Source organism: Bacillus sp. OTU2372 (assembly GCF_038440275.1).
Taxonomy (GTDB): Bacteria; Bacillota; Bacilli; order Bacillales; family Cytobacillaceae; genus Neobacillus; species Neobacillus bataviensis_B.
This window is the reverse complement of record NZ_JASATK010000001.1, coordinates 337232-363693: the sequence shown is the minus strand read 5'-3', so window position 1 is coordinate 363693 and position 26462 is coordinate 337232. Positions and strand designations below refer to the sequence as shown.

17 protein-coding genes are annotated in these 26462 nt (G+C 37.5%); 1 reads left to right on the top strand and 16 read right to left on the bottom strand.

Annotation, left to right across the window (positions count from 1 at the left end; translation table 11 throughout):
• Positions 1-148: 148 nt before the first annotated feature.
• The 13 genes from AAHB15_RS01705 to AAHB15_RS01645 form a co-directional block, all read right to left on the bottom strand.
• Complete coding sequence (locus AAHB15_RS01705) at positions 149-1798, bottom strand: response regulator transcription factor (RefSeq protein WP_342041649.1); 1650 nt, start codon at positions 1796-1798, stop codon at positions 149-151.
• Entirely contained in the window at positions 1795-3636 is a 1842-nt protein-coding gene (locus tag AAHB15_RS01700; protein ID WP_335571700.1) for a sensor histidine kinase, read from the bottom strand. Before AAHB15_RS01700 ends, AAHB15_RS01705 begins: the two co-directional genes overlap by 4 nt.
• The gene (locus AAHB15_RS01695; protein WP_342041648.1) at positions 3626-4672 is read right to left on the bottom strand and encodes an autoinducer 2 ABC transporter substrate-binding protein; all 1047 of its coding nucleotides are present in this window, start codon (positions 4670-4672) and stop codon (positions 3626-3628) included. Before AAHB15_RS01695 ends, AAHB15_RS01700 begins: the two co-directional genes overlap by 11 nt.
• A 268-nt stretch (positions 4673-4940) precedes the next feature.
• Positions 4941-5768 carry a rhamnulose-1-phosphate aldolase gene (gene rhaD / locus AAHB15_RS01690; protein WP_335571724.1) on the bottom strand — a complete coding sequence of 276 codons (828 nt, stop codon included), beginning with the start codon at positions 5766-5768 and terminating at the stop codon, positions 4941-4943.
• 260 nt (positions 5769-6028) lie between these two features.
• Positions 6029-7597, bottom strand: a complete 1569-nt coding sequence (locus AAHB15_RS01685; RefSeq protein WP_335571698.1) for an alpha-L-rhamnosidase-related protein — start codon at positions 7595-7597, stop codon at positions 6029-6031.
• Complete coding sequence (locus AAHB15_RS01680) at positions 7594-8952, bottom strand: MFS transporter (RefSeq protein ID WP_335571697.1); 1359 nt, start codon at positions 8950-8952, stop codon at positions 7594-7596. Before AAHB15_RS01680 ends, AAHB15_RS01685 begins: the two co-directional genes overlap by 4 nt.
• Positions 8953-9108: 156 nt before the next feature.
• Entirely contained in the window at positions 9109-10095 is a 987-nt protein-coding gene (locus AAHB15_RS01675) for an AraC family transcriptional regulator (protein WP_342041647.1), read from the bottom strand.
• Positions 10096-10485: 390 nt separating this feature from the next.
• Complete coding sequence (locus AAHB15_RS01670) at positions 10486-11958, bottom strand: apiosidase-like domain-containing protein (protein WP_342041646.1); 1473 nt, start codon at positions 11956-11958, stop codon at positions 10486-10488.
• A 32-nt stretch (positions 11959-11990) separates the two neighbouring features.
• Positions 11991-13085, bottom strand: a complete 1095-nt coding sequence (locus AAHB15_RS01665) for a GntR family transcriptional regulator (protein WP_335571694.1) — start codon at positions 13083-13085, stop codon at positions 11991-11993.
• Positions 13086-13222: 137 nt separating this feature from the next.
• The gene (glpK, locus tag AAHB15_RS01660; protein ID WP_342041645.1) at positions 13223-14713 is read right to left on the bottom strand and encodes a glycerol kinase GlpK; all 1491 of its coding nucleotides are present in this window, start codon (positions 14711-14713) and stop codon (positions 13223-13225) included.
• A gap of 10 nt (positions 14714-14723) precedes the next feature.
• Positions 14724-15692: a transketolase family protein gene (locus AAHB15_RS01655; RefSeq protein WP_342041644.1), complete on the bottom strand. Its 969-nt coding sequence runs from the start codon at positions 15690-15692 to the stop codon at positions 14724-14726.
• A complete protein-coding gene (locus AAHB15_RS01650) occupies positions 15689-16519 on the bottom strand; it encodes a transketolase (RefSeq protein WP_342041643.1) in 831 nt (276 codons plus the stop codon). Before AAHB15_RS01650 ends, AAHB15_RS01655 begins: the two co-directional genes overlap by 4 nt.
• Before the next feature lie 18 nt (positions 16520-16537).
• Complete coding sequence (locus AAHB15_RS01645; RefSeq protein ID WP_342041642.1) at positions 16538-17974, bottom strand: L-fucose/L-arabinose isomerase family protein; 1437 nt, start codon at positions 17972-17974, stop codon at positions 16538-16540.
• 397 nt (positions 17975-18371) lie between these two features.
• Here AAHB15_RS01645 and AAHB15_RS01640 point away from each other — a divergent pair, with 397 nt between their 5' ends.
• Entirely contained in the window at positions 18372-19430 is a 1059-nt protein-coding gene (locus tag AAHB15_RS01640; protein ID WP_342041641.1) for a LacI family DNA-binding transcriptional regulator, read from the top strand.
• A gap of 178 nt (positions 19431-19608) precedes the next feature.
• Here the strand turns inward: AAHB15_RS01640 and AAHB15_RS01635 are convergent, their stop codons facing one another.
• The 3 genes from AAHB15_RS01635 to AAHB15_RS01625 form a co-directional block, all read right to left on the bottom strand.
• Positions 19609-20937 carry a glycoside hydrolase family 30 protein gene (locus AAHB15_RS01635; RefSeq protein ID WP_342041640.1) on the bottom strand — a complete coding sequence of 443 codons (1329 nt, stop codon included), beginning with the start codon at positions 20935-20937 and terminating at the stop codon, positions 19609-19611.
• Positions 20938-21159: 222 nt separating this feature from the next.
• Positions 21160-23472 (bottom strand): glycoside hydrolase family 3 C-terminal domain-containing protein, encoded by a 2313-nt coding sequence (locus AAHB15_RS01630; protein WP_342041639.1) that lies wholly within the window; start codon positions 23470-23472, stop codon positions 21160-21162.
• An 18-nt stretch (positions 23473-23490) separates the two neighbouring features.
• On the bottom strand, positions 23491-26388 hold the full coding sequence (locus AAHB15_RS01625) for an alpha-L-rhamnosidase (protein ID WP_342041638.1): 2898 nt from the start codon (positions 26386-26388) through the stop codon (positions 23491-23493).
• Between the last annotated feature and the right edge of the window lie 74 nt (positions 26389-26462).

Genomic DNA, 26462 nt, shown 5'->3' with positions numbered 1-26462 from the left:
TTAATTTTCCTTATAGTTAAACTATATCCTGATAAAACGCTTACTTGTAGGAGACAAAATTCAGTTAGGGGTGAAAATATTCAGAATGTTGGAAGGGATTACAAAGCAAAAGAGCCAAGGAGATATGCTCCTTGACTCTTTTAATAACTTAATTATCTGATGAAGTTTTAGAGAACTGATTCCTGAATTGCGAGGGTGTCTGCCCTATCCATTGTTTGAATAAGCGACTAAAATATTTTGTATCTTGATAACCTACAGATAAGGAAATATCATAAATTTTCAAATCCGTTTTCTCTAGCAGTTCCCTGGCTTTTTCAAGTCTCGCGGAGGTTACATAATCTAAAATCGTCTCCCCCGTTTGGTTCTTAAAATAATCACAAAAATAGTTGGGGTTCATATAGACCTGCTGTGCAATTTTCTTAATTGAAATATTGTCCCCCAAATTATTTTTTATCCACTCTTTCGCAACCTGAATAGGATTATGCTGCTCCTTTTTCAAATCAGTCATTTTCTCCATCACATGTACAATCCACATTTTCACCCTATCCTTAAACTGGATGAAATTTGCTGCATTTTTTGTAATATTTAAAGCATCTGTTAGTAAATTCGGATCCTCACTATAGCCATCATTTTCAATCCAATTATTCACAATCCCAATTAATAAATAATGTATTGCTTCATTAATCATCACGGGTGATGATAAAGATTCTATTTCGCGAAAAAAGCCTTGTAATGCCTTAAGTAAATCATCCCTTTTCCCTTGTGCAAACGAATTAATCACTTGTTCTGTAAATTTTAAAATAGAAGATGAGATTCCCTTCGATTTTTGAACTTTAATGCCTTCAAACAAATCAGTCTCAAAGACTTGATTTCCTCCTTGAATCATTCGAAACTGAAGTAAGGAATGCAACTCGTTCTTCATATCACTAAATAATGCAAGATCATTAAATTCATGGCCTAGAGCAACAGATACTGTCACAGGGGTTAATTTGTGTATCGAGATTCTAAGTTTTTCAGCAAATTCTCTTGAAATGGTTAAAAAATTAGGAGCATAGGCTTTATCTTGAATCTGTAACAAGATCCAATAATTTAACTTACTGCCCCGCCACCACCAGCTATTAATCTGGTGAACTCGAATAGAACCTGCAACCGTTTCTTCTACAATATTTTCAATACTTTGAGTCCAACTATTCCAATCTTCGGGCAGAAATTCTCTAGTTTGTGAATAAATCTGATCAATACTAATATGAATTAATTGATAACAGCCGCTTGGAAACTGCCGGATCCACTCTAAATACGCAATATCTTTTTCTTCATTCCAGGTCATTTGGCTTAATAGCTGCAGCTGTTTAGTATACTCCAATTGGGAAGCCTTCTCTTGCATTCTGTGCCATTCCTGCTTTTCTTTGTAAAGCATCTGGATTTTTTGTTTCACTTCATCCATCTGGATTTGAAACTGTTCCTTATCAATTGGTTTCAAAATATAATTAACAGCACCATCTCGAAGGGCAGTCTGCAAATATTCAAAATCATCAAATCCACTTATAAATATGGTCAGGAAGGATAGCTGGCTTTTAAGTTTTTTATTTAAGGTTAACCCATCCATTTCCGGCATCCTAATATCGGAAATGAGCAGGTCAAAAGAAAGGGATTGATTGATAACCGCTTCATAAACTTCTAATCCATCAGAAAATACACCAACGATTTCCCATTCATCTCCTAATGACCGAACCATTCGTTCAATCCCTCTTCGAATTCTTCCTTCATCATCGACAATAACCGTTCTTATTTGGGTCATCTTCCCTCACCACCCCTTTGAATCACTGAGTAATTTGTAACTTCATTCTTTAATATTGCTGGAATTTGTATCATGATCTCTGTCCCTTTTTCAATGGAACTATTTACTCGTAATTCATATTGATCCCCAAACATCATCATCACCCGGGCGTGAACATTTAATATCCCAAAACCTGACTCTCTTTTTCCCATTGGATCGGATTTTAATTTGCAATTTAACTCATCAAGCTTGTCTTCAGCTATTCCTGGACCATTATCACGAATGGTAAAAAGGATATCTTTTTTTCCGTGCTGCTTAAAAATTTCTTCCACAAAAATCTGAATACATAACCCTTTTCGTTTCTCCAATCCATATTTAATAGAATTCTCGACAAGCGGCTGTAAAATAAATTTGGGCGTAAAATAGAAGTCAGTATCAAGCTCCGACTGAATTTCATAAGAAAGTCTTTCTTCAAACCTGTATTTTTGGATTTTTAAATAGTCCTGAATATGGTCTACTTCTTGTGAAATCGGCACCAGCCGATCCTTGTTACTTAATGAATAACGAAGCATCCTGCCAAGAAGTGTGACCATTTCAACGACTGTTTCAGATTCTCCGTCTTCAACAGCCATACTAATCGTCTGGAGAGTATTGTACATAAAGTGCGGGTTTATCTGTGATTGTAAAGCATATAATTCAGCGTTCTTTTGACGTATTTCAATGGAATAGTTTTTCTGGATTAAATCCCTGATTTCTGTAAGCATGGAGTCAAAGCTTTGGGCCAAGACACCTACCTCATCTTTTGAATCAACGGGAATGGAGACACTTAGATTGCCCTCCTTCACCTCTTGCATGATATGTCCTAGTTTTTTAATAGGCTTTGTGACTGACCAGGCAAGAAAAACCGATAGTAGACTCGTGATGATGACAAGCGTAAAAAAGGCTAAAATAGTTACATTTCTAACCATATCCGTTCCCATTGTTAGATATTTTAATGGAATACTATGAACTAAAATCCATTTATGACGTGCTGATTTATTTATACTAATGAGTGTTTTTTCTTGAGCTGTCCCTGTCTGAAAGCTTCCATTTTCTAATGGGTAATCCTTTACTTCAGTAAAAACCGAACCAATTTTTGACGGATCTGTATGAAAAATGACCTGGCCATTCTCGTCCATCACCCACATGGCCGCATTTTTTTCTTTCTCTAAATCAGCTAAAACATCATCAATAAATGATAATTTAACCGCTAAAAAAAGCGTGCCAAGTGATTTTCTATTATCAACATCTGTTACCTGTTTCATTAACAATATATAGGGAGGATTCCCTTCAAACTTCAGACTTGCTTGTTCAGGCAAAATGAGTTCGACTTTCTCTCCTAAATCATGTTCTTCACCATATGGAAGAGAGAGATTTTCAAGATTAAATCCCTCATAGGGAATCCGAGTACTGACAAAGGAACGATTTTTGGAGAGAAGGAATGCCCCCAATATTTCTGAGCTATTATCAAGATAGGTATTCGTTAAGAAACTCTCTACTACAAATTGGTCCTGATTTAATTGGGATTGATTCTTATAGCGGCTATTTCTTAAAACAGACATAACATCACTGGAGCTATAAATTAAATCTGGGAGTCTTTCTAACTCAGCTAAACTGTTTTCGATATTATTATTCGCTTGCTTTAATAGTTTGGGAATATATTCTCCCACTTTTTCTTCAATGGATTTGGTATATTCATAATAAGCTAGGACACCTAAAAGGCCCATAGGAATAACCGTTAACAAAATATACGTAATAATTAATTTCGTTGATAACCGGGAGTTTTTTAATTTTATTGTTTCAAGAAGCCTAGAAATCATATTGGTCGATATTCTCCCTTGTAAAATCAATGGGCAGTCCCATAATAACGGTATCACCTTTTATTTTGATATTTCCAACCTTACCGATATGCTGCCCATCCTTAAGATTTTCACCACTCAATAATTTTTTCGCTAAACTAACCGTTAAATAGCCTAGTTTTTTAGGGCTCCATAATGTAATCATTTGAGCTGATCCATCTTTTAGATAACTCCGCATTAAATTAGGGGTAGACAGCCCTGTTACAGTAACCATCCCTGCTTTGCCCGCATCCTTAACTGCCTGTGCTGCTGCGGGAGGACCGACTGAGGAACTGCCTAATATCCCTTTCAAGTTAGGATAAGTTTTTAATAGCTTTTCGGCCCCTGTATATGATTTTTGGGGATTGTCTTCCGTCTCCACTACTTCTACTAATTTCATTTCAGGGTATTCTTCTTCCTGCTGCTTGATGATATAGTTCATCCATGTTGATAAATTGGCCGCAACATGAGAACCCGTCATGATGGCGTACTCGCCTTTTTCCCCCATCTTAGAGGCCAAGTTATCCATTAAATGCCGGCCTAGGTTTTCAGGGTCAACCATATTAATGAATAGTTCTCTATATTTTGTGTCTGTGTCCGAATCCCAAGAAATCACTTTTATGCCTTTTTCTCTTGCCTTTTGCAATACAGGTCCTAATCTATCCGGGTCGTTGGCTGAAACAGCAATTAAGTCAACGTCTCTCTGTATGAAATCTTCAATAATATTTCGCTGTTGCTTCCAATCGGCAATTGGCGGCCCTGTGAATAAAACTTTAACGTTAAGGTCCTCCCCAGCTTCGAAGGCCCCTTCTTCCACTGCGTTGAAATAAGGAATCCCACTTACTTTAGGTACGATGGCAATCGTGTAATTTTCTTTGTTTTCATTTTGTTTAATTTGCTCTTTCTTTTGATCTCCATTATAAATAATTTGATATTTTCCGGAATTCAGTTCGCAACCGCTTACAAATATTACTATTAAAAAACAGACCAAAAATTTTAAGTAGTTTTTTATGTTCAACACCTCACAAAAAGAGCAGCCTCATTAAATGTAAAGAAGAGGCCATCTATTAACTTGGCCTCCTTAACAGTATAACATATTTTGAAATCGTTTTTATTATTTTTGCTGAGTTAACCTTGGATGTTGATTTCCGCTCCAATCAACTTCGTTACAAAATCAACAATGACCCTTAACACAGCCATTTTTTTAATAAATTATATTTCACAATTTTATTTTTAATAATTAAGTGACAATGATGTCCCCTAATAGTAAATCTATGTTAAACGTTTTATAAATTTAAGATGCCTGGTCTTGGAACCACTTTGAAAGCATCAGCAAGGTCTTGTAGCTGTTGGTCGGTAATCGTTTGTTTTTTACCACCTTGCGCACAAACAATCGTATAAACCTGAGCAGCTTTTTCGGCTGTTTCAATCAAGCCAAATGTTTCATCCATTGTTGCTCCTGCTCCGAAAATCCCATGATGCGGCCAAACGACAAGGCGGACATGCTCCATTTTCTCTGCAGTTTCTTCTCCAATTTCATTTGTTCCTGGAATGATCCAAGGGATAACGCCGACACCATCAGGGAAAACAACAATACATTCTGTACACATTTCCCAAAGTGTCTTCGTAAAATCTTCTTCCTTTAAACTATGTGTAAATGTCATTGCAATTAGGTTTGTAGCGTGGCAGTGCATAATTACACGATGATTTTTATCTGCTGCTAATCGCTTCATATGATTCATTAAGTGTGTTGGCAGTTCACTTGTTGCAACTCCGCCATCTTCAAGACCCCAGAGAATTTCGTAGCTTTTGCCGTCTGCTGCAATACGGATGACGCCTAAGTTAGAAGCTGGGTCCTCTTTTACATTTTTAAAGTACTTTCCAGAACCAGTTACAGCAAAATATCTTCCAGCTAACTCAGAAGCATCAAAATTCATTGGTACTGTTCTTATCACTTTATCAACATCCAAGTATGGTAATACTTCATATTCATTTAATAAATAACTGATATTTCCGCCATTACGCTCATCCCAGCCTAATCGGTAAAGGTTGGCTGTTGCTTCAATCATTTCTTGTAAAAATGGTGCTGTATATATTAAATTTCTCAATGTCATGCTCATGATTTTCTCTCCCTTTTAATTAATTGATTTATGTTTGATTTTATTTAATTTGTTTATGTTTATTTATCTTCTTTACATTTACATCATAACTCCACAACAAACATAAATCAACAAAAGCAAAGAAATTATTTTTGTTTATTTTTGTTTTATTAACACTTTTGTCACAAAATATATTTGTTTATTTCCGATTAAACAAATAAAAACAGACCTATAAGGCCTGTTTTGTTTGTTTTTTTATCGAATTTAACCAATACTTATAAATCATACTTCCTAATTAAATAAGTTGGTGTGCAACTCCAAGCATGGCAATAGCTGTTAATTAAATGACTTCCGTATGGCGAAAAGTCTTTATTTTTAGGGTCGTATAATTCCCAGAACGTATCCGCGCCATCTTGGATCATGCCGCCCCAATAGTTCTTCATTTCTTCGATTGCCTGCTCTTTTTCTCCAGAAACCAGCAGGGCTTCAATCAAATGGTGATACATATATGGCGTTGCATTTCCGACAGCTGGATTTTCAGCTAAAAGATGCTTCATTAGTTTATTATTTTCTTCCTTAGTCAAAACACCTGCAAGGACCATCCAAATTTGGCTTGCCCAAGAGACTTGACGGTCTGAACCACTGATAAAAAATTGCTGCTCCTCATCCCACAAATAGGTTTTTGTTGCTTCTACAATTTCTGTTAGACGGTCTTTCAAACTTTCTTTTTCCAATACGTTTAATTCTTCGGCAAGGCGAATAACTTGTTTCATAGTATAGATTAACACGGCTTGAGATGGAGATTGTTTGTTTAATCCTTCCTGCCAATCAATAAAAGACCACCAATCGGGAGTATCTTTTAAAATATTGTTTTCATCAAGTCTTTCAAGTGCAAGTTCAACCTGACGATAGGCAGTAGGCCATAGTTCTTTTAAAGTCTCTAAATCGCTTGTGGCAAAATAGTAATCATGTAAGGATGCAGCAAAGAACAAAGAATAGTCGAATAAATAGGTGTCATCGGCAATAAGCTTTGGAGCAACAAAAACATTTGCCGGAACTTTTCCTTTGTCATCTGGAACACTTGCAAAAAGATAAAGACAACGTTTAACAAGGTCATTGGTTCCGAATGTTTCATAGTTTGCTAGTGCTTGCAGTCGTAAGTCACCGAGCCAAAGTCTGCGATCGCGTTTTGGACCATCTTCAAAAACATCCTGCATACAATCTGCAAGTGTTTTAATACTAATTTCATCTATTTTTTGAAGTTCTTCATCCTTATGAGAAAGCTTTTGAACTGCACTTATATTTGCCGAAGTGACAGCTTTACATTCTACACTTTCAAAGACAACCCGATACTTTGGTGATGTATCAATCACATCAAACTTTACATATCTAAAGCTGTAACGACGGGGTAAGGAAAGAACAGCGGGAAATACATCAACAAAGATAGTTTCTTCCTGAAGCCACGAACTGCTAAGCCATCCATTATAATTCTCAAACGGTTCTGCCATCTCAACTGGCATTTCTCCAATTGTGAGTTTTAGTTTAAGCGGCGCATCCGGGGGACTGCCAGCTGAACGAATTTTAAGGGTTAGATACCCCACCTGATGGTCACCAAAATCGAGAATGAACGAATCATTTTTCCCATATTCAGAGACTGCTAGAGAGGAAGCCGGAGCAACAGCTTCCGACTTCCAGTCATGAATGACTTGTGAATCCGCTTTTATTTCAACAATTGATGAAGGCTTTACAATTGTTTCATGAAGTTGTGGCTTCAATTGTTCTGCTGTTTCAATAAATTTCTCATTTCTAACAATCACTTGATTTTCTAGTTTTTGAATACTCATACCGCTATCCCCTGCTTCTCCCGTTCACTATTCCGCGCATCAATTTCAGCACGAATTTTCGGGTAAATTTTGTCAAGATTATAGAAACTCATTGTAATCATGGAGACAACAACTAGTACTGCCGGAATAATTAAGTACCCCAGCTTAATCGCCAGCAATGATTGCTCTGTTTGATGGCCATTTGGCACATAATGTCCCCAGGTTAGCATAAGACCGAACAATGCACCCGCAACAGCCATCGTCACTTTTCCGATAAAACCATTTAAGGCGGATAATAAACCTGACGCATTAATTCCAGTTTTCCATTCACCAAAATCAACAGGGTCTGCTTGCATTGAAAAATAGATACTTTGACGAGTTCCATATCCAATGGCAGCAATTACTGCCCCAACAATGATAACGGGAATTAACGATCCTGCAAATAACATTATTAAAATACCAACAAGGTTGACCACGCTAGAAATCATAAATAAAGTGCGCTTATACATTTTTTTCGCAATAAATGGTGTTAAAAATGTACCTGCAATTGGAATGAAGGAACCAATTCCTGCAATTGTAGCAACAAGGTCTGCACGATCTAGATTGTATGTGAAGTAATAGATAAGTGCTCCCTGCTGAAAGAAATAAGAACCCCACATGAATAAGATATTCAAAGCAAAAATATAATACGGCTTGTTTCCTCTTAAAGTAGAGAATGCTTGTTTTACAGTTACTTTCTCGACTTGAACCTTTACCTTTTCTTCTACATTTTTAAAAGTATAGAAGAAGAATAAACAAGCAATGATACTGAAGATCACCATTGTCCAGAAGAAACCAGTCGCTTGTGAACCTCCTCCAAGTATTTTTACCATTGGCATTGTGAGAACACTGACTGCCGTTGCTCCAATAAATGAAAAAATAATCCGAACAGTTGATAGCATTGTTCGTTCCTGCGGCTCACTAGTTAAACTTGGTAAAATGGATGCTAGCGGTATGTTAACCATTGTATAAACCATTGAAAGTCCCATATACGTCATATAAGCATAAAGTAGTTTTCCTACCGGTCCTACATCCGGAACATAAAATGCAAGTATACCGAGAATAGCGAAAGGAATGGCCCCCCACAGAAAATATGGTCGTGATTTCCCCCATTTTGTGTTTGTTTTATCAATAATAATTCCCATCATTACATCGGCAACACCGTCAACAATCCTTGTTAATAAGAATAACAAACTCACTTGAACCGCTTTCAAGCCCACTACATCTGTATAATAAAACATTAGATAAAGTCCTATCATTTGCCAAACCAAATTACATGAAAGATCTGCTGCGCCATATCCAATCCGTTGGCGCCACGTACCTGCTGTTGAGTTCATCTTAAATCCTCCTGTATATCAAACGCTGTTTGTTGAACTAGTTCATATACTAATTAAACCGCTTTCTGAATTCGTATACAACAAACAGATTACAGTTAAAACTGCTCTTTTTACAGGTTGATTACATGAAGTTAAAGGGCATTTAATATATGACAGCTATTTGCCCTTTTTACGAAATTGACTTGGGGTACAGCCAAAATGCCGTTTAAATTTCCGATGAAAGAAACTGCTGCTTCCATAACCAATTTCAAAAGCTATATCATCCATACTTTTGGTTGTATTTTTTAACAGTATGGAAGCTCGAATCATCCTCTGCATTTGAACAAGTTCTAAGAATGTTTTACCCGTTCGTTCTTTGAGCATATTGCCGAGATAATTAGGATTGAAATTGAATTTTTCGGCAAGACTCGTTAGACTGCAGTGATTATAATTCTGTTCAATATAATGCAGAATTTCGATAATATTCGCTTTTCCGGACACACGTGTAAGTTCAAAATTTTTGTCAAGCTGATATACACGCATTAACTCGGTTAACACGACAGGTAAATAAGACTGAACCATTTCAACAGAGTAATCCTGTTCATCGAAGAACTCACACATCATGTTATTAATAATATACTGGAGGTTTTCATTGTCCTCTGAGTGAAACAAAATGTAATGGTCATGCCTTTGATTCTCCGAAACTGCATTGGCCAAAAAGTTAGATACAATCCCTGAATTCCCCAATCGTCCTATGAATGATCCAGTAAAGGTCTCTTTTTTCATAATAATATTTATCAAAATATCATTTTCCCCAAGTGCTGCTATACTGTGGGGGACGTCTACATCTAGCATACATACTTGCCCCTGTTTTAAAACTACTTCCTGACCGTTAATATTTTGCTTGCAGACACCCGAATAAACATAATTGATTTCAATAAAGGAATGCATATGAAGGGGCATAACAGCAAATCTATGATGTTTGCTGATAAAAATTGGACCCTTATTGAAAAAGTACTCTTCCTGCATTCTTGGGATGCTGCTGCCACTTTCAACAAGCAACTCGTGTCCATCAAAATCATTGATATTCTTACGAGTTTTTATTTGAATTTCTTCGATAGGATCATGTTTACGTAAATATTGGTCTAATTGTTTATGATTCATTATAATGTCATCCCTATAGTTATTACTTAATTTGTGATAAAGTAGGTAATTTTTTATTTTAGTATGTTGGTTGGCAAATTGATGTTATGCAAGTACCAGCATATAAACATTTTTCCCTATTCTATAATGGGGAGATATTAAAGACAATAGGAGACTTAGACAATGGTAGAGGTAAAATAAATCAGTTGTTATGCATACAAAGCAAAAAGTAAACAGACCTACTAGGCCTGTTTACTTTTTGTACATTATATTTAGATCCAAGGATGAACATACCACCGTCTTCACCGTTACATTATCTAACATACTTTGTATACTAAGGACAACATTTGTTTCTATTCTAGCAGGATTGGCAAAGTAATTAACCAAGTATCTGGGTATTATTCTTTTGAATCACCACATAAAGGTTTTCTTGATTTCAGTCGGTACAGGCATTTCTCCATAAATTTTTGCTTTGCCGGGAATAGTTGAGTGATAATTTCTGTTCTCTATTACACATATCCAATCCTGCTCATATCCACGAGTAGGTGTTATTATTTTTAAAACGCCTCGCTTTTCAACTTCTAAACTAATTGCTTTATCTGTTATAACATTCTCTTGTGTATAGCATTGCCCATCTCTAGGATTAAACCACCAAATTTGTAACTGATCTATTTTCAATCTACTTAAATCTACTCTTTCTTCTCCACCTGATGGGAAGTATAGACAAGCAAATTTCCCTTCCTTTTCTATACATGCCTGAATGTGTTCATCTATAATATCTTCCAACTTATCATTCTGTTCAATTAGTAATTCCTGACACGGAATACACTGACTTAAAGCTTTAGATTCCAAAAAATCGCGCAGGATCTTTATCTGCCATGCGCCAGGTTGGTCCAAAGCTTCAAACCAAGAATATTTTCTGAAACTATCTCTTTCCTTTTCAGAGATCATCCAACACACGGAAGGATGCCCATATGTATGGCCAAAGGATCCGGCAAACAAACTCCAATAAGCACGTTTCCTCACCATCCATCCCCCATGAAAATCTTCTCCAACTGGCCAAGAGGTTGGCATTTGTTCATAGGCGGGTTCTCCATCAAAAACAGGCATAGGATTTTTTCTATTATAATCATTTTTCACTAATTCATAATTTTTCGGTGTTAACCCATGTCCAGATTGAATCATAATAAATGATATCCATGCATCTTCGTCAGTCCAATAGGACATTGTTGAACATTCTCCGGTTTCGGCTTCATGGCATGCATGATAAGTTATTAAAAGCTTTTGCCAATCAGGATTTTTCACATTATATGAAAGTTCCTTATCTAGAACCCCTTTTGCAATCCCTTCCGCCATATTCCGCCAAACATCCTTGTAATCCACCCCTAGATGAATGGGCTGCCTGTCCCCGCCTAGACACCAAATGATATTTGTTCTATCTTTATAGCGATGACCAATCCATTTTCCGTATTGAAAAGCATTTTCTTTCGTAACAATTTTTTCTGAAAACTCCCCCATCCAGTTATGACCTACTACAAGTTCTCCCCATACAGGCAGTAACAGCACATAAAATCCATATTCTTCCGCTTTATCGATTATCCAGTCTAAATACTGAAAATATTTTTCATTAGGAGTGTTCAGATTATCATTTAATAATGCCTTATCACCCGCTGGATTTCTCATTTCCTTATCCTGCTCCGGGTCAAGTGCGACAATCTGTAATACAGTAAATCCTTGTGATTTTCGTTTCTGCATCAAATATTTTACATCGTCCCATTTTAATCTATGTGCGATTGTCCAATCTGTATCTGCCAACCAGATAAATGGTTTCCCGTCCTGATGCGTAAAAAATCTTTTATTTTCTGAGATTTTTAATCTATCCATACTTTCCTCCTAAAATGGTTTGGGTGGAAACTTTAAACAAATAATGGTTCCTTATTTCTTTGAGTGGAATTTCTAACAATTAACTCAGGTTTAAAAAGGATTTCCTTATCCCATTGCATTTCTCTATTTTCAATCTTATTAATTAGCATTTCGGCTGCAGCTCTACCCATTTCAACTTTTGAGTACTTAAGGCTAGTTAATTTTACTTGAGTTACTCTAGCTAGATAGGAATCATCAAAACTTACAAGCGATACTTCCTCCGGTACCTTCAATCCCGTTTGCTTTATTACGTCTAATAGCTTAATGGCCAATTCATCGTTATAGCATACGATTGCTGTGGGTCTCTCTTCTTTTTTCTGTAATAAAGATCTGGCTGATTCTAGCACCTTAAAGTCATTTTCGTACGAGATAATCAAATCAGGATTTAGTTGAATATTATACATACTATGTGCCCGAATAAATCCTTTTAATCTGTGTACACCTTGTAAATCATCCGTTTTAAATAAACCAGCAATTCTTCGATGGCCTAATTGAATGAGATGCTGAGCCGCAATAAATCCACCTTCATCCTCATCCTGTTTTAGGCAGGGGCAATTCAATTCTGTGTATCGATCATTAATCATCAGAAAAGGAATATTTTGATTCATTAGTGAAATAAACGAATTTAAATTTCGATTTTCTAAAGCACTTTTTGTTGGTTCGATAATTAGCCCTCCTAACGGATGGCTGATTAACTTTTTTAATTGTTCCTCTTCCTTTTTCTTGTCATGATCCGTACTTGATAATAACAAGTTATATCCTTTATTCCTGAGGGTCTCTTCTACACCCTTAATAATGCTGGGAAAGTTAACATTCATAATATTTGATGTTAAAAACCCGATTGTTTTTGTTTGGATTTCATTACTACATGACAAATGTGAAACGAAGGTTCCTTTCCCTTTCACTTTATGGAGGAAACCTTCCTTATCCAAAATCCCTAAAGCATGCCTAACCGTATGTCTGCTTGTGTGGAAAATATCAGAAATTTCCTTTTCAGAAGGTATTTTTCCCTCTATTATAAATCGTCCAGAAACCAACCAAGAAAGAATTTCTTGCTTAAGTTGAATATATTTAGGTTCTTCCATCATTCACCTTGAAATACTGTTTGACGTTTTTATTTATAACTCTTAAAAAAATTTATCTCTAAAAAAAACAGCCTAAAAGATTTAGGCTTTTGGGTTTCAATTAGTCATTTAAATTTTAATTTATTTTTCAAGCAAGATAATTAGCTTACTAAGACACCATTTACCGAATGTTTCCATCCTTGATAAAATTTATCTCTTAACTCACTAGTCATTAAAGATTGATATAATTCATGTTCCTGATTTAGTCTATTGATTTCGTCTGTCGATTTCCATATTCCTACTCCTAAACCAGCTAAATAAACGGAGCCCATCGAAGATAATTCGGCTACTTCTGAAGCGATTACATTGATATCTAACATATCAGCTTGATATTGCATTAAGAAACGGTTGCTTGTTGCTCCTCCATCCACTTTTACACTCTTTATTTGAATATTGGATTCGGATTGCATCAGTTCAATAACATCCTTAACCTGATAAGCGATACTTTCTAAGGCTGCACGTACAATGTGGGGTTTCCCCGTATTTCGGCTTATTCCCATGATTGCAGCACGAGTATACGGTTTCCAATATGGAGCTCCCAATCCTACGAAAGCTGGAACAAGATAGACACCTTGATTATCTGAAATTGAACACGCTAACTGCTCTGCCTCGCCAATTTCATCAATTAATTCAAGCTGCTCCTTTAGCCATTTTATCGTATCGCCGGTACTATTAATAATCCCTTCCAGCGCATAGCTCACTTTTCCATTCATTCCCCATGCAATCGAAGAGACTAAACCATTGGTACCATCTACCATTTCTCCCGTTTGCATAAGAACAGAAGTACCTGTTCCGTATGTCGCTTTTGCCATTCCAGGTTCAAAGCATTTCTGTCCAAATAATGCACCTTGCGAATCTCCAATGACACCTGAGATAGGAAGTGGTTTGAACAGAAGAGATGGATCCTCCGTTACACCAAATAGTTCATTAGAATCTTTGACTTCAGGAAGCATTTCTCTTGGGATGTCAAATAAGTCCAATAATTCATCATCCCACTGAAGGGTATGGATATTAAATAAAAGTGTCCTGCTTGCATTGGAGAAGTCTGTTGCATGAACCTTTCCGCCTGTTAATTTCCAGATAAGCCAGCTATCAATCGTACCTAATAAGAGCTTTCCTTGTTTTGCTCTATCTTTGACGCCATACACATGATCCATCATCCATTTAACCTTGGATGCAGAAAAATATGGATCTGCCTTTAACCCGGTTTTTGCTTGTATAATCGTTTCATATCCTTGTTCTTTCAACTCTTTACACATGTCTGATGTTCTTCGGCATTGCCAAACGATGGCATTGTAAACCGGGATTCCTGTTTCTTTATCCCAAACGACTACTGTTTCTCTTTGATTCGTTATGGCCAATACAGCCAACTCATCTTCTGTAACAGAAGCGGTTTCAACCATATCTTTTAAAAGGTTTTTAACATTTTTATAGATTTCAACCGGATCATGCTCTACCCATCCTGTTTGAGGATAGTGCTGCGTATGACTTGCAGAACATTTGTGAGTGATTTGCCCCTTTGAATTAACAAGCAAAACTTTTGTTCCTGACGTGCTTTGATCAATTGCAAGGATATATTGCTCGTGAGACATTAGGAACACCTCATCCTTCATTCACCATCTTTATTGCAACCTTCTTGACATTGTCAACACTTAATCCATAAAATTCGAATACTTCAGCTGTTTTCCCAGCAATAGCAGGTTCGTCTGGAAGACCAATAATCTTAACAGGAACCGGATGACTTTGTGAAACAACTTCAGCTACAGCTGAACCTAAACCGCCATAAATACTATGCTCTTCGATGGTGATAATCCTTCCTGTTTCCTCAGCAGCTTTCAGAATAGCTTCCTTATCTAACGGTTTTATTGTATGCATATTTATGACCCTGCAATCAATGCCATCCATTTGAAGAGCTACCGCGGAATCTAATGCAATTCTTACTGTCTCCCCTGTTGCAATAATCGTAATATCTGTACCTTCTTTCATCGTAACAGCTTTACCGATTTTAAAATCATAGTCTTCAGAAACATATGAATCTTCTACAGGATTGCGGCCAATTCGAAGATAGACCGGTCGATCATACTCAACTAATGCTTCGATCATTTTTTTAGCCTCATGACGATCTGCAGGCATCATCACATCCAGTCCAGGAATGGCACGGGTTACAGCTAGATCCTGCAAAGAATGGTGAGACATACCAAGCGCACCATAACTAACGCCGCCGCTTATGCCGATTAATTTAACATTTGTATTGGAGTACGCCACATCTACCTTAATTTGTTCAATACTTCTCATGCTTAAAAAACAAGCTGGTGAGGCAACAAATGGTTTTTTACCCGACGCCGCCAAGCCTGAAGCAATCCCAACGAGATTTTGTTCTGCAATTCCAACCTCGACGATTTGTTCCGGTAATTCCTTACCAAAATTCACAAGAGAGGCCGATCCTCTAGAATCACTAGTTAAGACTAAAATATCTTTATTTTCTTTCGCTAAATCTAGTAAAACCTCACTGATGGCTTGACGATTGGCAATCTTATTTCCTTTTGCACTTTTTAGAGCAACCCTGCTCATTGTAACACCTCCAATTGCTTAGACAGTTCTTCCATTGCTAATGCATATTCTTCCTTACTCGGTATGTGATGATGCCATTTTGCTACATTTTCAGCAAATGAAATTCCCTTGCCCTTGACTGTATTGGCCACAATGAGAGTGGGTTTTCCCGTTACTTTTGGAGCTCCCTCCAACACATGCACCAATTGCTCGATGTCATTTCCATCAATTTCGACAACTTCCCAACCAAACGCTCTCCACTTATCCCCGAATGGTTCAAGGGACATAACATCTTCCGTACTTCCTGTGATTTGCAATCTATTGCGATCAATGATGGCTACTAAATTATCCAGCTTGTAATGTGAAGCAGCCATAGCCCCTTCCCAAACTGATCCTTCTGCCTGTTCCCCGTCTCCCATTAAGGTATAGACACAATAAGATTTACCATCCATTTTGGCAGCCAAGGCCATGCCAACTGCAATTGGCAGCCCATGTCCTAAGGAACCTGTATTCATTTCCACACCAGGGACTTTATTATTCGGGTGACCAATTAATCTAGTATTAAATTGAGAGAATGTCTTTAATTCCTCTTTCGGGAAAAATCCCTTGTCTGCTAAAATCGCCCAGTACGACTCAACCGCATGCCCTTTACTCTGGACATAACGATCACGCTCTTCCCATCCCGGATTTTTTGGATCAACATTCATAATATGATAATAAAGAACCGTTAAGATATCCGTGTTAGATAGAGAGCCGCCTGTATGCCCCGTACCAGCTTCATAAATCATTTTTAGCAGTTCCATTCGAATTTCTGTTGCTTTCCGTTTTAGAAACTCAATTTTGTTCATTCTTTTTACCTCCCCGCTTTATTTATTAAGGTCACTGCCACGAAGCCATGCTCTGATTTCGTCTTCTGTTGGATCTACCGGATCAGGATTCAACCCTGGGATATATTCGCATGCCTCAAACAGGACTGGGATTACATTTGCATGGATACCTACTGTATGGTGAATATACGGACCTTTTACCAGCTTTTCTTCCCATAATGGCCAGTCATTTACTTCCACCCAAACATATGAACCTCTGGTGAATGGCCCTTCAATTCCCTTTGCTTTTCCTAGGAATATTGAATATTCCCCATGATCTCCGTCAAAACGGGCAAGTGTCATTTCTCCACCCTTAATTTCCCCTTCATGTGTACCTGGAGAATGATCGTCAAATAAGAAGTGTTTGTTCAACTTTGGCTTTTCTTCCACACTTAACGAAACCGGAAAATTGCCGCAGTGGAATAACAGCTCGCCATTTGGATTTTCAGGATGACGTACAGTAATATCTGCAAAGAAAGTTGGCAGAGTATTCATTGTAGCGGCTTGAACCATAATTGAGGTAATCGCTCCATGTATGTCTGTTTCACAAGTTACCGGAATCTGTTCGTCTGTCAGAATCGCATTGGCTAAACATGGCATGATGCCAATAATATCCTGCAAAGTTGACCAGCATTGAATTGCAATTGCTGTACTTCTTGTATCGGCAGCCAGTTGTTTCATTGCCACTTTTAATGAAGCGATCCGACGAACATCCTGTTCTGTGACTCCACTCCAGTCGAGTTTTTCCTTGATATAGCCCATTGCTTTATCTAATTCTGGACTATCAGACTTTTCGATTTTCAACGTTACTTTTTTCAACTCTTCAAGTGTGATCGGGTGAACTTGGATTCCAAACGTCTCCAACAATTCACCTTCATTGCAGATTACTGACCAAAAATCAGATGGCCTTGTGGATATTTGCAAGATTCGTAGATTATTAAACTGCTTCACAACATTCGCTGAACCAATGAAATTCTTAAATCCTCTTTCAAAAACAGGACTATCAACCGTGCAATTAGTGATATATGTAAATTTGACATTGAATCTTCTCAGAACTTTACCAGTTGCAAAAATTCCACATTGCGTATCACGAAGACGCATCCCATCTTCCAATGGAGCTTCGTCTCTTGGACCCCAAAGCAGAACCGGTTTGCCAATCGCTTTGGCTACACGGGCAACAATATCTTCTGTACCGAAGTTGCAGTGTGGGAAAAATAATGCATCCACATCAGCATCCCTAAAGCGCTTTATTATTGCTGGTTCTTCTAAACGCTCATGCAGCAACCCTTCTTCATTGATCCCTTCCAAATCAACAATTTCAAGGTCTATGCCAAAGCTCTCTATTTTTTCTCTAATTAACTGTTTGAACTTTAAAGCATCTTCTTTACTAAATACAAATCTTCGTGTTGGAGCAAATCCAAGCTTAAACTTTTCCATTTTCCTGTGCCTCCCAAACAATTTCAAAATATAAACATCAAAATAATAAAGCGCATACAAAAATGTCATTTTTTAAAAAACTAAATAATTTTAGTTCACTCTATATCCCTTGAACAAATAATAGCAACTATTAAATAACTAGTCAATTAATTTTATAAATTATTTTAGTTTTTATTTATCTATTTATATAAATTTTAGTATTTTTATATGTTTATTCTTTGGTTGCCTACTATATTGTCTAGAATTTCGTTTTATTTTAGATATTTTTAACTGAATAAAAACTAAACAATAACTAAATATAAACTAAACCAACTTGTTTTATGCTATAATAAAATAAACAAAAAGGTTTAACTAACGAAATGAACTTTTTATCACGTAGGCAGGTGTTTATAAATTTATGAAAATAGATGATATTGCTAAATTAGCTAATGTTTCGAAATCCGCTGTTTCTCTGGCGTTAAATGGAAAAAATGGTGTCAGCCAAAAAACACGTGAGAAGGTCTTGCGAATTGCTCAGGAACATGGATATATTCCACGCCCAATTATTAAAGCTGATCAATTTGTTCAGCTAAACACAAAACTGTTGAGATTTGTAGCAGTCACAAATGCAGGCATTGTAACAGAGCAATATGAATCACTCCCTTTTTTCACGGATTTAATACATAATCTTGACAAACAAATCGGAACCAGTGGTTATTCACTTATGGTTTCTTCAATCAACATAGATAACCTCCAAGATGAAATAACCAGACTCGAGCAAGAACAAAAGTCCGCCGGTATATTATTGTTAGGTACCAACTTAACACCGGAGCAAATTAACCTAGTTGCAAGTGTTCAGCCAAATATTGTTGTTTTGGATACTTGTTTCGAAACAATGGATGTCAGCTTTGTCGTCATGAACAACGTATATGGTGCATACCAGGCAGGACAATACTTAATGGAGTTAGGACACCAGCAAATTGGTTATGTAGGGTCAAATACGAGAATGTATAATTTTGATATGAGGAAAAAGGGTTTTTTACAAGCACTTAGTGAAAATGGGTTAATGATTGCCGAAACCAATTACTTTTCAGTATCCCCGACAGTGATTTCATCTCAGGATGTGTTTAAGGAGAAAATCAAAAACCTGTTAAACCAATTGCCTTCAGCCTTATTTTGCGAAGCTGATTATATGGCCATTAGCGTTATTAAATCGCTCACTGAATTAGGAGTTCGAGTTCCTGCGGACGTATCTGTAATTGGTTTTGATAACATTTTTGAATCACAAGTGATAACGCCTGAATTAACGACAATCCATGTAAAAAAAGACCGGATTGCCTTACTTGCAGTTGAAAAACTTATTAAACAGATTGAAAATAATGACACAGATAAGATTAAATTGTTTGTGGATACGGAACTCATTGAGAGGAAATCATGTGAAGTTTTCACACAAATGGAAAATGAAATAAACGCCTAAAATAAAAAACCTTAGTTCGGTAACATACCAGACTAAGGTTTTTGTATAGGTAAATATCCCCTGGCTACACTGAATTAATATTTTTTACTGTAAATCCTTATTCCTTAGCTATTCTAGACCCATTGCTCCGTTAATATTATTTTTATAAAAATATTTAGTTATATTTTAGTTTATAAATTTATGTTAGGAAAATCGTATTAAAGGATTCAGATTTTAAATTAAATTGAAAGGACTTTCCTTGGATTTCAAAAACCAATTCTCGTTCTCTTTTAAGTGGATTGTTCACAATTAATGCAATGGAATTATCCGGATTTTGGAATGCAAGTGCATGAGCTGTTAGATGACCTTTTGTTTCTAGTCTGACCGCTCCATTTTTCACAAAATGAGAATAATGCTTAACCACATAAAATTCGGGATTGTATTGGAAGCTTTTCGTTTCTGGATCCACAGTGATCATCGAATTTTGTTCCCAGCCCCAAGTGCTGCGGCCTTTTGGCTCTAGAACGGCATTCCAGTATACATATCCATTAGCCCCATTAACAAAATAATGACGGAAAAGGTTGCTGACGTATTGTGCATATTCCCACGTGTTTTTGCCGTTTCCACATTCATTTTCTGTTTGTAAGTAACGTAATTCAGGGTAACTCTCGGCAGTCCGCTGTATGGCATATTTTCCCGCCCATTGATAGCCGACACCACTAATATATTTATAGGCTTCAGGGTCACTAAGAACAAGACCAGCATACACATCGAAATCAGATGTGGTATCTGTCATTAATTCTTGCCATGGTTCTGGGGCGTTAATAGTTCCCAACCAGATTTCAGTATCAACATTGTGTTTCTTAAAAGAAGGTCCGAGATAGTCTCGGATAAATTCCTGTAATTGTTCACCAGTCCACTTACAAGAAGGAAATTTTTGATCAGCCATTACTTCATTCTGAACATGAATTTGATTGATTTTGATTCCTTCTTTTTCATATGCCTGAACAAACTTAACAAAATAAAGCGCATAGGCCTCAAGGACTTTTTTCTCCCATCTTAATGTTCCATAGTTATAGGCCTTCGGAAATTTAAGCCATGTTGGAGGACTCCATGGGGATGCGAAAAACTTCATACCCGGGTTTCTTTTTTGTGCCTCTCGAATGTATGGGATGAGATACTTCTGATCCCGTTCGATCGAAAAATACTCCATCTCGTAATCTTCATCAGTCTCATTATGGCTATACCATTCCAAAGCATAATCACTTGCCCCTATTGGCAGGCGGCAAAGCGTAAACTGACAGTCTCCATCGGCTGCAAATAAAGAATCGAGTACTTTTGTACGCTCTTCTTCGGACAAGTGATTAAGCGCATACATGCCAAGTTCATTAAAACAGCTGCCGAAGCCTTCAACGATACGGCCTTTATTTGCTGTTATGATCAAATTGCTTTGTTTATCAGAGGTTTCGATAGGTTCCTTTGTTTGCCAATAAGAATCTCTTGTTGATTCAATCCAATTTATAGTCATTTATATTCTTTCCTTTCAAATGCATTTTTTCATATGTAAACGTTTTATTACTTGTCAGTTTATCTCGTTTTTTTAAAGATTTATGGTAATATCTACGGAAAAATAGTATTAATTTAAAGAGAATTGTTAAAGTTGTTAGTTTTTTTACCTTATTACAATATAACAAGCCAAACTCACGAATCCGTTTGGCTTGTTATAATCCCCTATTGATTTATGAGATGTTTAGTTTTCAATTGTTTGAGGAGACTGAGGTGCATTGTTTAATGTCTCATTCAGCTGATTGATAAGACTATTAAGCATATCTTCCGTTAATTTTTCTGGATTGAATGCAGCCATCGCACGTAACGGCATAAATCTCATCATTGCCTGGAACATTTCAAAAGCATCTGAGTCCTCCGCCATATTAGCAAATGGGCTTCCTTCATTTGCTTTAGCAAGGGTTTCTTGAACAATTGGAGCAAGAACTGGATTGGCCATCAGGTCCCCTATTGTCGTGTTCCGATGAACTAGTTTATTAACCGTAACAGCCGAGTTGACTTGTAATGTACCTTTTAAAATCATTTCTGCTGAAGACTTGCCGACAAGAACCTCGAACAACCCACTCTCAACATGCCAATCTTGAAGATCCACATTGTAATAAGCAAAAGCTCTTTTATCCAAGGTGAAACTTACTTTTTTCTCTTCGCCTGGTTGTAAATCAACCTTTACAAAGCCCTTTAATTCCTTTTCAGGTCGAATAATAGTACTTTCGACATCACGAACATAAAGCTGAACAATTTCCTTTCCAGCCCTCCCACCTGTATTTTTAACTGTAGCTGTCACTTCAACTGTTTCATTATCTAAAATGGATTCCTTGTTAATTAATAGATTGGAATATTCAAAGCTTGTATAACTCAGACCATAACCGAATGGAAATAACGGTTCAATCGCTTTGGCATCGTAATAGCGGTACCCTACAAAAAGCCCTTCCTTATATTCTACCTTGTCCCCTTCCCCTGGGAAGTTAAGATAGGAAGGATTATGACGCAGCTCTTTTGGGAATGTTTCAGCCAATTTTCCACTTGGATTCTCATCACCAAATAATAAATCGGCTATCGCACCTCCTAGCGCCTGACCTCCCAAATATCCTTCAAGGAGACCCTTTACTTTACCAAGCCAAGGCATTTCAACTGGTGCACCATTGCTTAAGACGACCACTATATTAGGCTGTACCTCTGCTACCGCTTCAATAAGAATGCGATGATTGTCAGGAATTCTTAAATGCTCTCTGTCATAACCTTCCGATTCATAACGATCTGGTAGACCAACAAATAAAACCGCAACATCCGCTTGGATCGCTTTTTCTTTTGCCTCTGCAATTAATTGATCATCTGTATGATCATTTTTTAAATGATATCCTTTGGCATAAACTACGTTGGCATTTCCTGCAGTTTTTTCTATTTCCTCACAGATATTATCCAGCTTGGTCGGCTTGATATGGGAACTTCCACCACCCTGATACCTTGGGTTAATAGCAAACTCACCGATAACGGCAATCGTTCCGTCCTTTTTTAACGGAAGTATACGATCTTCATTTTTCAGTAAAACCATACTTTCCCTGGCTACTTCTCTAGCAAGCTGATGGTGTTCCTCTTTATCATAAATAGCGTTTTCCTTTTTGTTATCCACGGCCTTAAAGATAATTTTTAATAATCGTTCAACGGTTTTGTCTAGGGTTTGTTCCGAAAGTTTACCGCTCTTTACCGCTTCAACAATTTTTCTATCTCCTAATCCATTACTTGAAGGCATTTCTAAATCTAATCCGGCTTCTAACCCCTTTGCCCGTTCATTGACTGCACCCCAGTCTGAAACGACAAATCCATCAAAGCCCCAATCATCCTTTAAAATATCAGTTAATAAGGTTTTATTTTCTGAAGCGTACTCCCCATTAACTTTGTTGTAGGAACACATTACAGTCCATGGTTCAGCTTTCTTAACGGCATTCTCAAAACTAGCAAGATAGATTTCTCTTAACGTTCTTTCATCCACAATTGTATCGACAGACATACGTCTATGTTCCTGATTATTAGCCGCAAAATGTTTAAGCGATGTACCTACACCCTGGCTTTGAACACCTCTAATGTGGTTTGCCGCTAATTCCGAAGAAAGATAGGGATCCTCGGAAAAATATTCAAAATTCCTGCCACATAGTGGTGAACGTTTGATATTCGCACCTGGTCCAAGAAGAACAGCGACATCCTCAGCCTGACACTCTTCACCTAAGGCAGCACCAACCTTATTAATAAGGGAACGATTCCATGTACTTGCAAGTCCAACAGCGGAAGGGAAACAGGTTGCTGGAACACTATCATAAATCCCCAGGTGATCGGCACTTTGCTGCTGTTTACGCAGGCCATGCGGGCCATCTGTCACCATAATGGATGGAATGCCTAATCTCTCAATTCCTTTAAGCTGCCAGAAGTTTAGCCCTGAGCAAAGACTGGCCTTTTCTTCAAGTGTCATTTGTTCAATTAATAATTTAATATCTCTTTTCATCCAAGAATTCCTCCCCTTCTATTGACGAACAAGAACTAGCTTTTGATTTAACTCTTCTAGTTTTTCTGAAGAAGCTATCGATGTGAACATCGGGAAATTTATTAACTCCTCCAATGACCTTTCTATGAATTGATCATTCTTAACAATCAGGCTATTAACGATTTCAGGCAGATTATTTTGAACTATTTCTTTTGTTTCTTCATTGTTTAAAAGCTCTCTTAAACTACTGTTTGTACTGTAGGTTAGGATATAAGATTTTGTCGGTAGATACTGAAACACATATTTGCCAGCAGGAAGTTCACATTGAACATCATGAATTCCCTGCTTAATTTCTAAACTTCTATTAGTCAGTAATTCACCATTTACCGTGACATTCTCTATTAAAGCATCAGGCAGTACGACTTCAGCGGTTGTATTGAACGGTACGATAAAGGTAAAGATTAATGAACCATCCTCTTTCAATTCCCAGCCGCTTTCAATATCCCCAGAAGGTGAAGAAAATTTTGCCTTTGCATAAGTTAATTTGCCATATGGCTTTGGACAAAGTTTAAACTTTCTAAAACCTGGTGCCTCTTCCAGGGGATTGATGCCGCACATATGACGGTACATCCATTCCGCAATGGAACCATATGCATAGTGATTTAATGAGTTCATCCCTGTTCCGCTGATGCTTCCATCTGGATGTACTGAGTTCCATCGTTCCCAAATAGTTGTCGCACCGAGTTTGACCGCATATAACCAACTTGGAAAATCGTCATTTAACAATAATGTATACGCATAGTCATTGGCTCCATACTCCGATAGAACATTACAGAAATATGGTGTACCGACAAAGCCCGTATTCAGATGCATTTTATCTTCACGAAGCTTTGCTTTTAAATCGTCTACTAACCTTGGCCGGAAACTTTCGGGGACCAGGTCCATATATAGGGCAACAATCATCGCTGTTTGGGTGTTAATAGCACTTCTACCATTTGGAGTGAAATATTCTTTTCTGATTGCTACTTTAATTTCATTCGCCAGCACGCCATATTGTTCAGCCATTTCAGCGTTTCCTAAGACCTTGGCTGCTTTTGCTACTAACTGAGCGGAATAACAGTAATATGCGGAAGCAATATAATAAGAATCTGTACCACCCATAGGACTTTGCAGATCTTTACCATCTAAAGCAAGCCAATCACCAAAGTGGAAACCAACCTGCCACAACCTTTTTGCACCAGATTCATCATCCACTTTCTTGATGTAATCGACCCAGTCCTTCATTGAATCAAACTGCTGACGAAGAAGCTCTTTGTCTCCATAATACGTGTATAATGTCCACGGAATAACCGTAGCGGCGTCACCCCAAGCAGCTGAACCACTGCCTGAAATAAAACCATTTTCGTCTTTAGGTTTTACGACAGGTACAGTGAATGGAACGGACCCTCCTAACCTTTTCTGTTCTTCATGCAAATCAAACATATATTTTTGGTAAAATGCCGGTGAATACATGTTGAAACAAGCAGTAGGTGCAAACACTTGTGCATCACCAGTCCAACCCATTCGTTCATCACGCTGCGGACAGTCTGTAGGCACATCGAGAAAATTCCCTTTTTGTCCCCATACAGCATTGAGGAATAACCGATTTACCAACGGATTTGAAGTTTCAATTTCTCCAGTTTGTTCAATCTCGCTGTAAATGACGCATCCTGCAAACTCATCTAATTCGATATCTTCTTCAAAACCAGTAAGCTTTACATACCGAAAGCCATAGTAGGTGAAATGAGGCTGTACTTCTCTTTCATTTCCGTCAGAAATATAAACATATTCTGCTTTTGCCTCTCGCAAATTTTCGCGATAGAAGTTCCCATTTTGAAGGATTTCCCCGTATTGAAGCTGTAATCTTGTTCCTTTAGGTGCCTTAGTTTTAAATCGAACCCAGCCGGTCATTACTTGACCAAAATCAAGAACTACCTCTCCGGCGGGTGTATACAGGATCTCAATTGGTTTTCTTTCTTCCATGATTTTGACAGGTGAATTTCGCCTGGCAGTAAACTTTTCTGTTTTAATTTCCGTCTTCCTAACGCCAGTCCATGTCCCGTCATCAAATACAGGCAGCGTCCAGTTTTTACTTTCTAGATTTGAATCGTAAATCTCGCCATCATAAATACCGCTAAATGTGATCGGTGCCGGTGCACACTTCCAGTCTTCATCCGTAGTAATTACGGTCGTAGATCCATCCTTAAGTGTTACAACAATTTCACCAATGCAAGCAAATTCACTGCCATATAATTCATGATAACCGCCTTCAAACCCAAAGCGTCCTTTATACCAGCCATTGCCAAGCATAAAACCAATCGCGTTTTCTCCGCTCTTTAATAAGTCCGTCACATCATAGGTTTGATACTGAAGCCAGAAATCATAGGCATTGTAACCTGGAGCAAAATATTCCTTGCCAACCCTTTTCCCATTGATTTCTACATCATATAAACCTACTCCACAGAGATACGCTCTAGCAGATTGATAGTTTTCTGGCAAGGTGAAGTTTTTTCGGATCAATGGATGGATTTCCTTATTTAATTCAGGGGTAATCCATTTACCTTCCCAAGGTTCATCCATTTTCGCCGTTTCAAACCAGGCTGATTCACTGGTAACCTCATCCCCAGCATCGCCCCAGACAGTAACCCGCCAAAAATAACGAGTTCGAGGCTTAAGTTTAACGTCAGGGTGATAGGCTAAACAATCAACCTCCTGACTTTTCCCACTATCAAAAAGAATAGATTCAAAGCTAGAATCAGCAGCAATTTCTACTCTAGCCGCCGACTGATAAATCGATGGACTATCTCCTGATTCCGTCACCCATGAAAGACTTAATCGATCAAATTCAAACCCCAGCGGATTTACCACATGGTTAGTCCTTAAATTACTAATGATCATCTTACCCCTCCAGAGAAATATAGAAATTTAAACACTTCTTTTTCGGCTCGATCAATCTATAATAAGCATTTACT

What these genes read in the sequence shown, in the direction of transcription:
- AAHB15_RS01670 (WP_342041646.1), bottom strand. Translation starts at nt 11,958, where the DNA reads ATGGATAGATTAAAAATCTCAGAAAATAAAAGATTTTTTACGCATCAG.
- AAHB15_RS01640 (WP_342041641.1), top strand. Translation starts at nt 18,372, where the DNA reads ATGAAAATAGATGATATTGCTAAATTAGCTAATGTTTCGAAATCCGCT.
- AAHB15_RS01685 (WP_335571698.1), bottom strand. Translation starts at nt 7,597, where the DNA reads ATGAGTATTCAAAAACTAGAAAATCAAGTGATTGTTAGAAATGAGAAA.
- AAHB15_RS01665 (WP_335571694.1), bottom strand. Translation starts at nt 13,085, where the DNA reads ATGATGGAAGAACCTAAATATATTCAACTTAAGCAAGAAATTCTTTCT.
- AAHB15_RS01705 (WP_342041649.1), bottom strand. Translation starts at nt 1,798, where the DNA reads ATGACCCAAATAAGAACGGTTATTGTCGATGATGAAGGAAGAATTCGA.
- AAHB15_RS01655 (WP_342041644.1), bottom strand. Translation starts at nt 15,692, where the DNA reads ATGAGCAGGGTTGCTCTAAAAAGTGCAAAAGGAAATAAGATTGCCAAT.
- glpK (WP_342041645.1), bottom strand. Translation starts at nt 14,713, where the DNA reads ATGTCTCACGAGCAATATATCCTTGCAATTGATCAAAGCACGTCAGGA.
- AAHB15_RS01635 (WP_342041640.1), bottom strand. Translation starts at nt 20,937, where the DNA reads ATGACTATAAATTGGATTGAATCAACAAGAGATTCTTATTGGCAAACA.
- AAHB15_RS01645 (WP_342041642.1), bottom strand. Translation starts at nt 17,974, where the DNA reads ATGGAAAAGTTTAAGCTTGGATTTGCTCCAACACGAAGATTTGTATTT.
- AAHB15_RS01700 (WP_335571700.1), bottom strand. Translation starts at nt 3,636, where the DNA reads ATGATTTCTAGGCTTCTTGAAACAATAAAATTAAAAAACTCCCGGTTA.
- rhaD (WP_335571724.1), bottom strand. Translation starts at nt 5,768, where the DNA reads ATGACATTGAGAAATTTAATATATACAGCACCATTTTTACAAGAAATG.
- AAHB15_RS01630 (WP_342041639.1), bottom strand. Translation starts at nt 23,472, where the DNA reads ATGAAAAGAGATATTAAATTATTAATTGAACAAATGACACTTGAAGAA.
- AAHB15_RS01680 (WP_335571697.1), bottom strand. Translation starts at nt 8,952, where the DNA reads ATGAACTCAACAGCAGGTACGTGGCGCCAACGGATTGGATATGGCGCA.
- AAHB15_RS01675 (WP_342041647.1), bottom strand. Translation starts at nt 10,095, where the DNA reads ATGAATCATAAACAATTAGACCAATATTTACGTAAACATGATCCTATC.
- AAHB15_RS01650 (WP_342041643.1), bottom strand. Translation starts at nt 16,519, where the DNA reads ATGAACAAAATTGAGTTTCTAAAACGGAAAGCAACAGAAATTCGAATG.
- AAHB15_RS01625 (WP_342041638.1), bottom strand. Translation starts at nt 26,388, where the DNA reads ATGATCATTAGTAATTTAAGGACTAACCATGTGGTAAATCCGCTGGGG.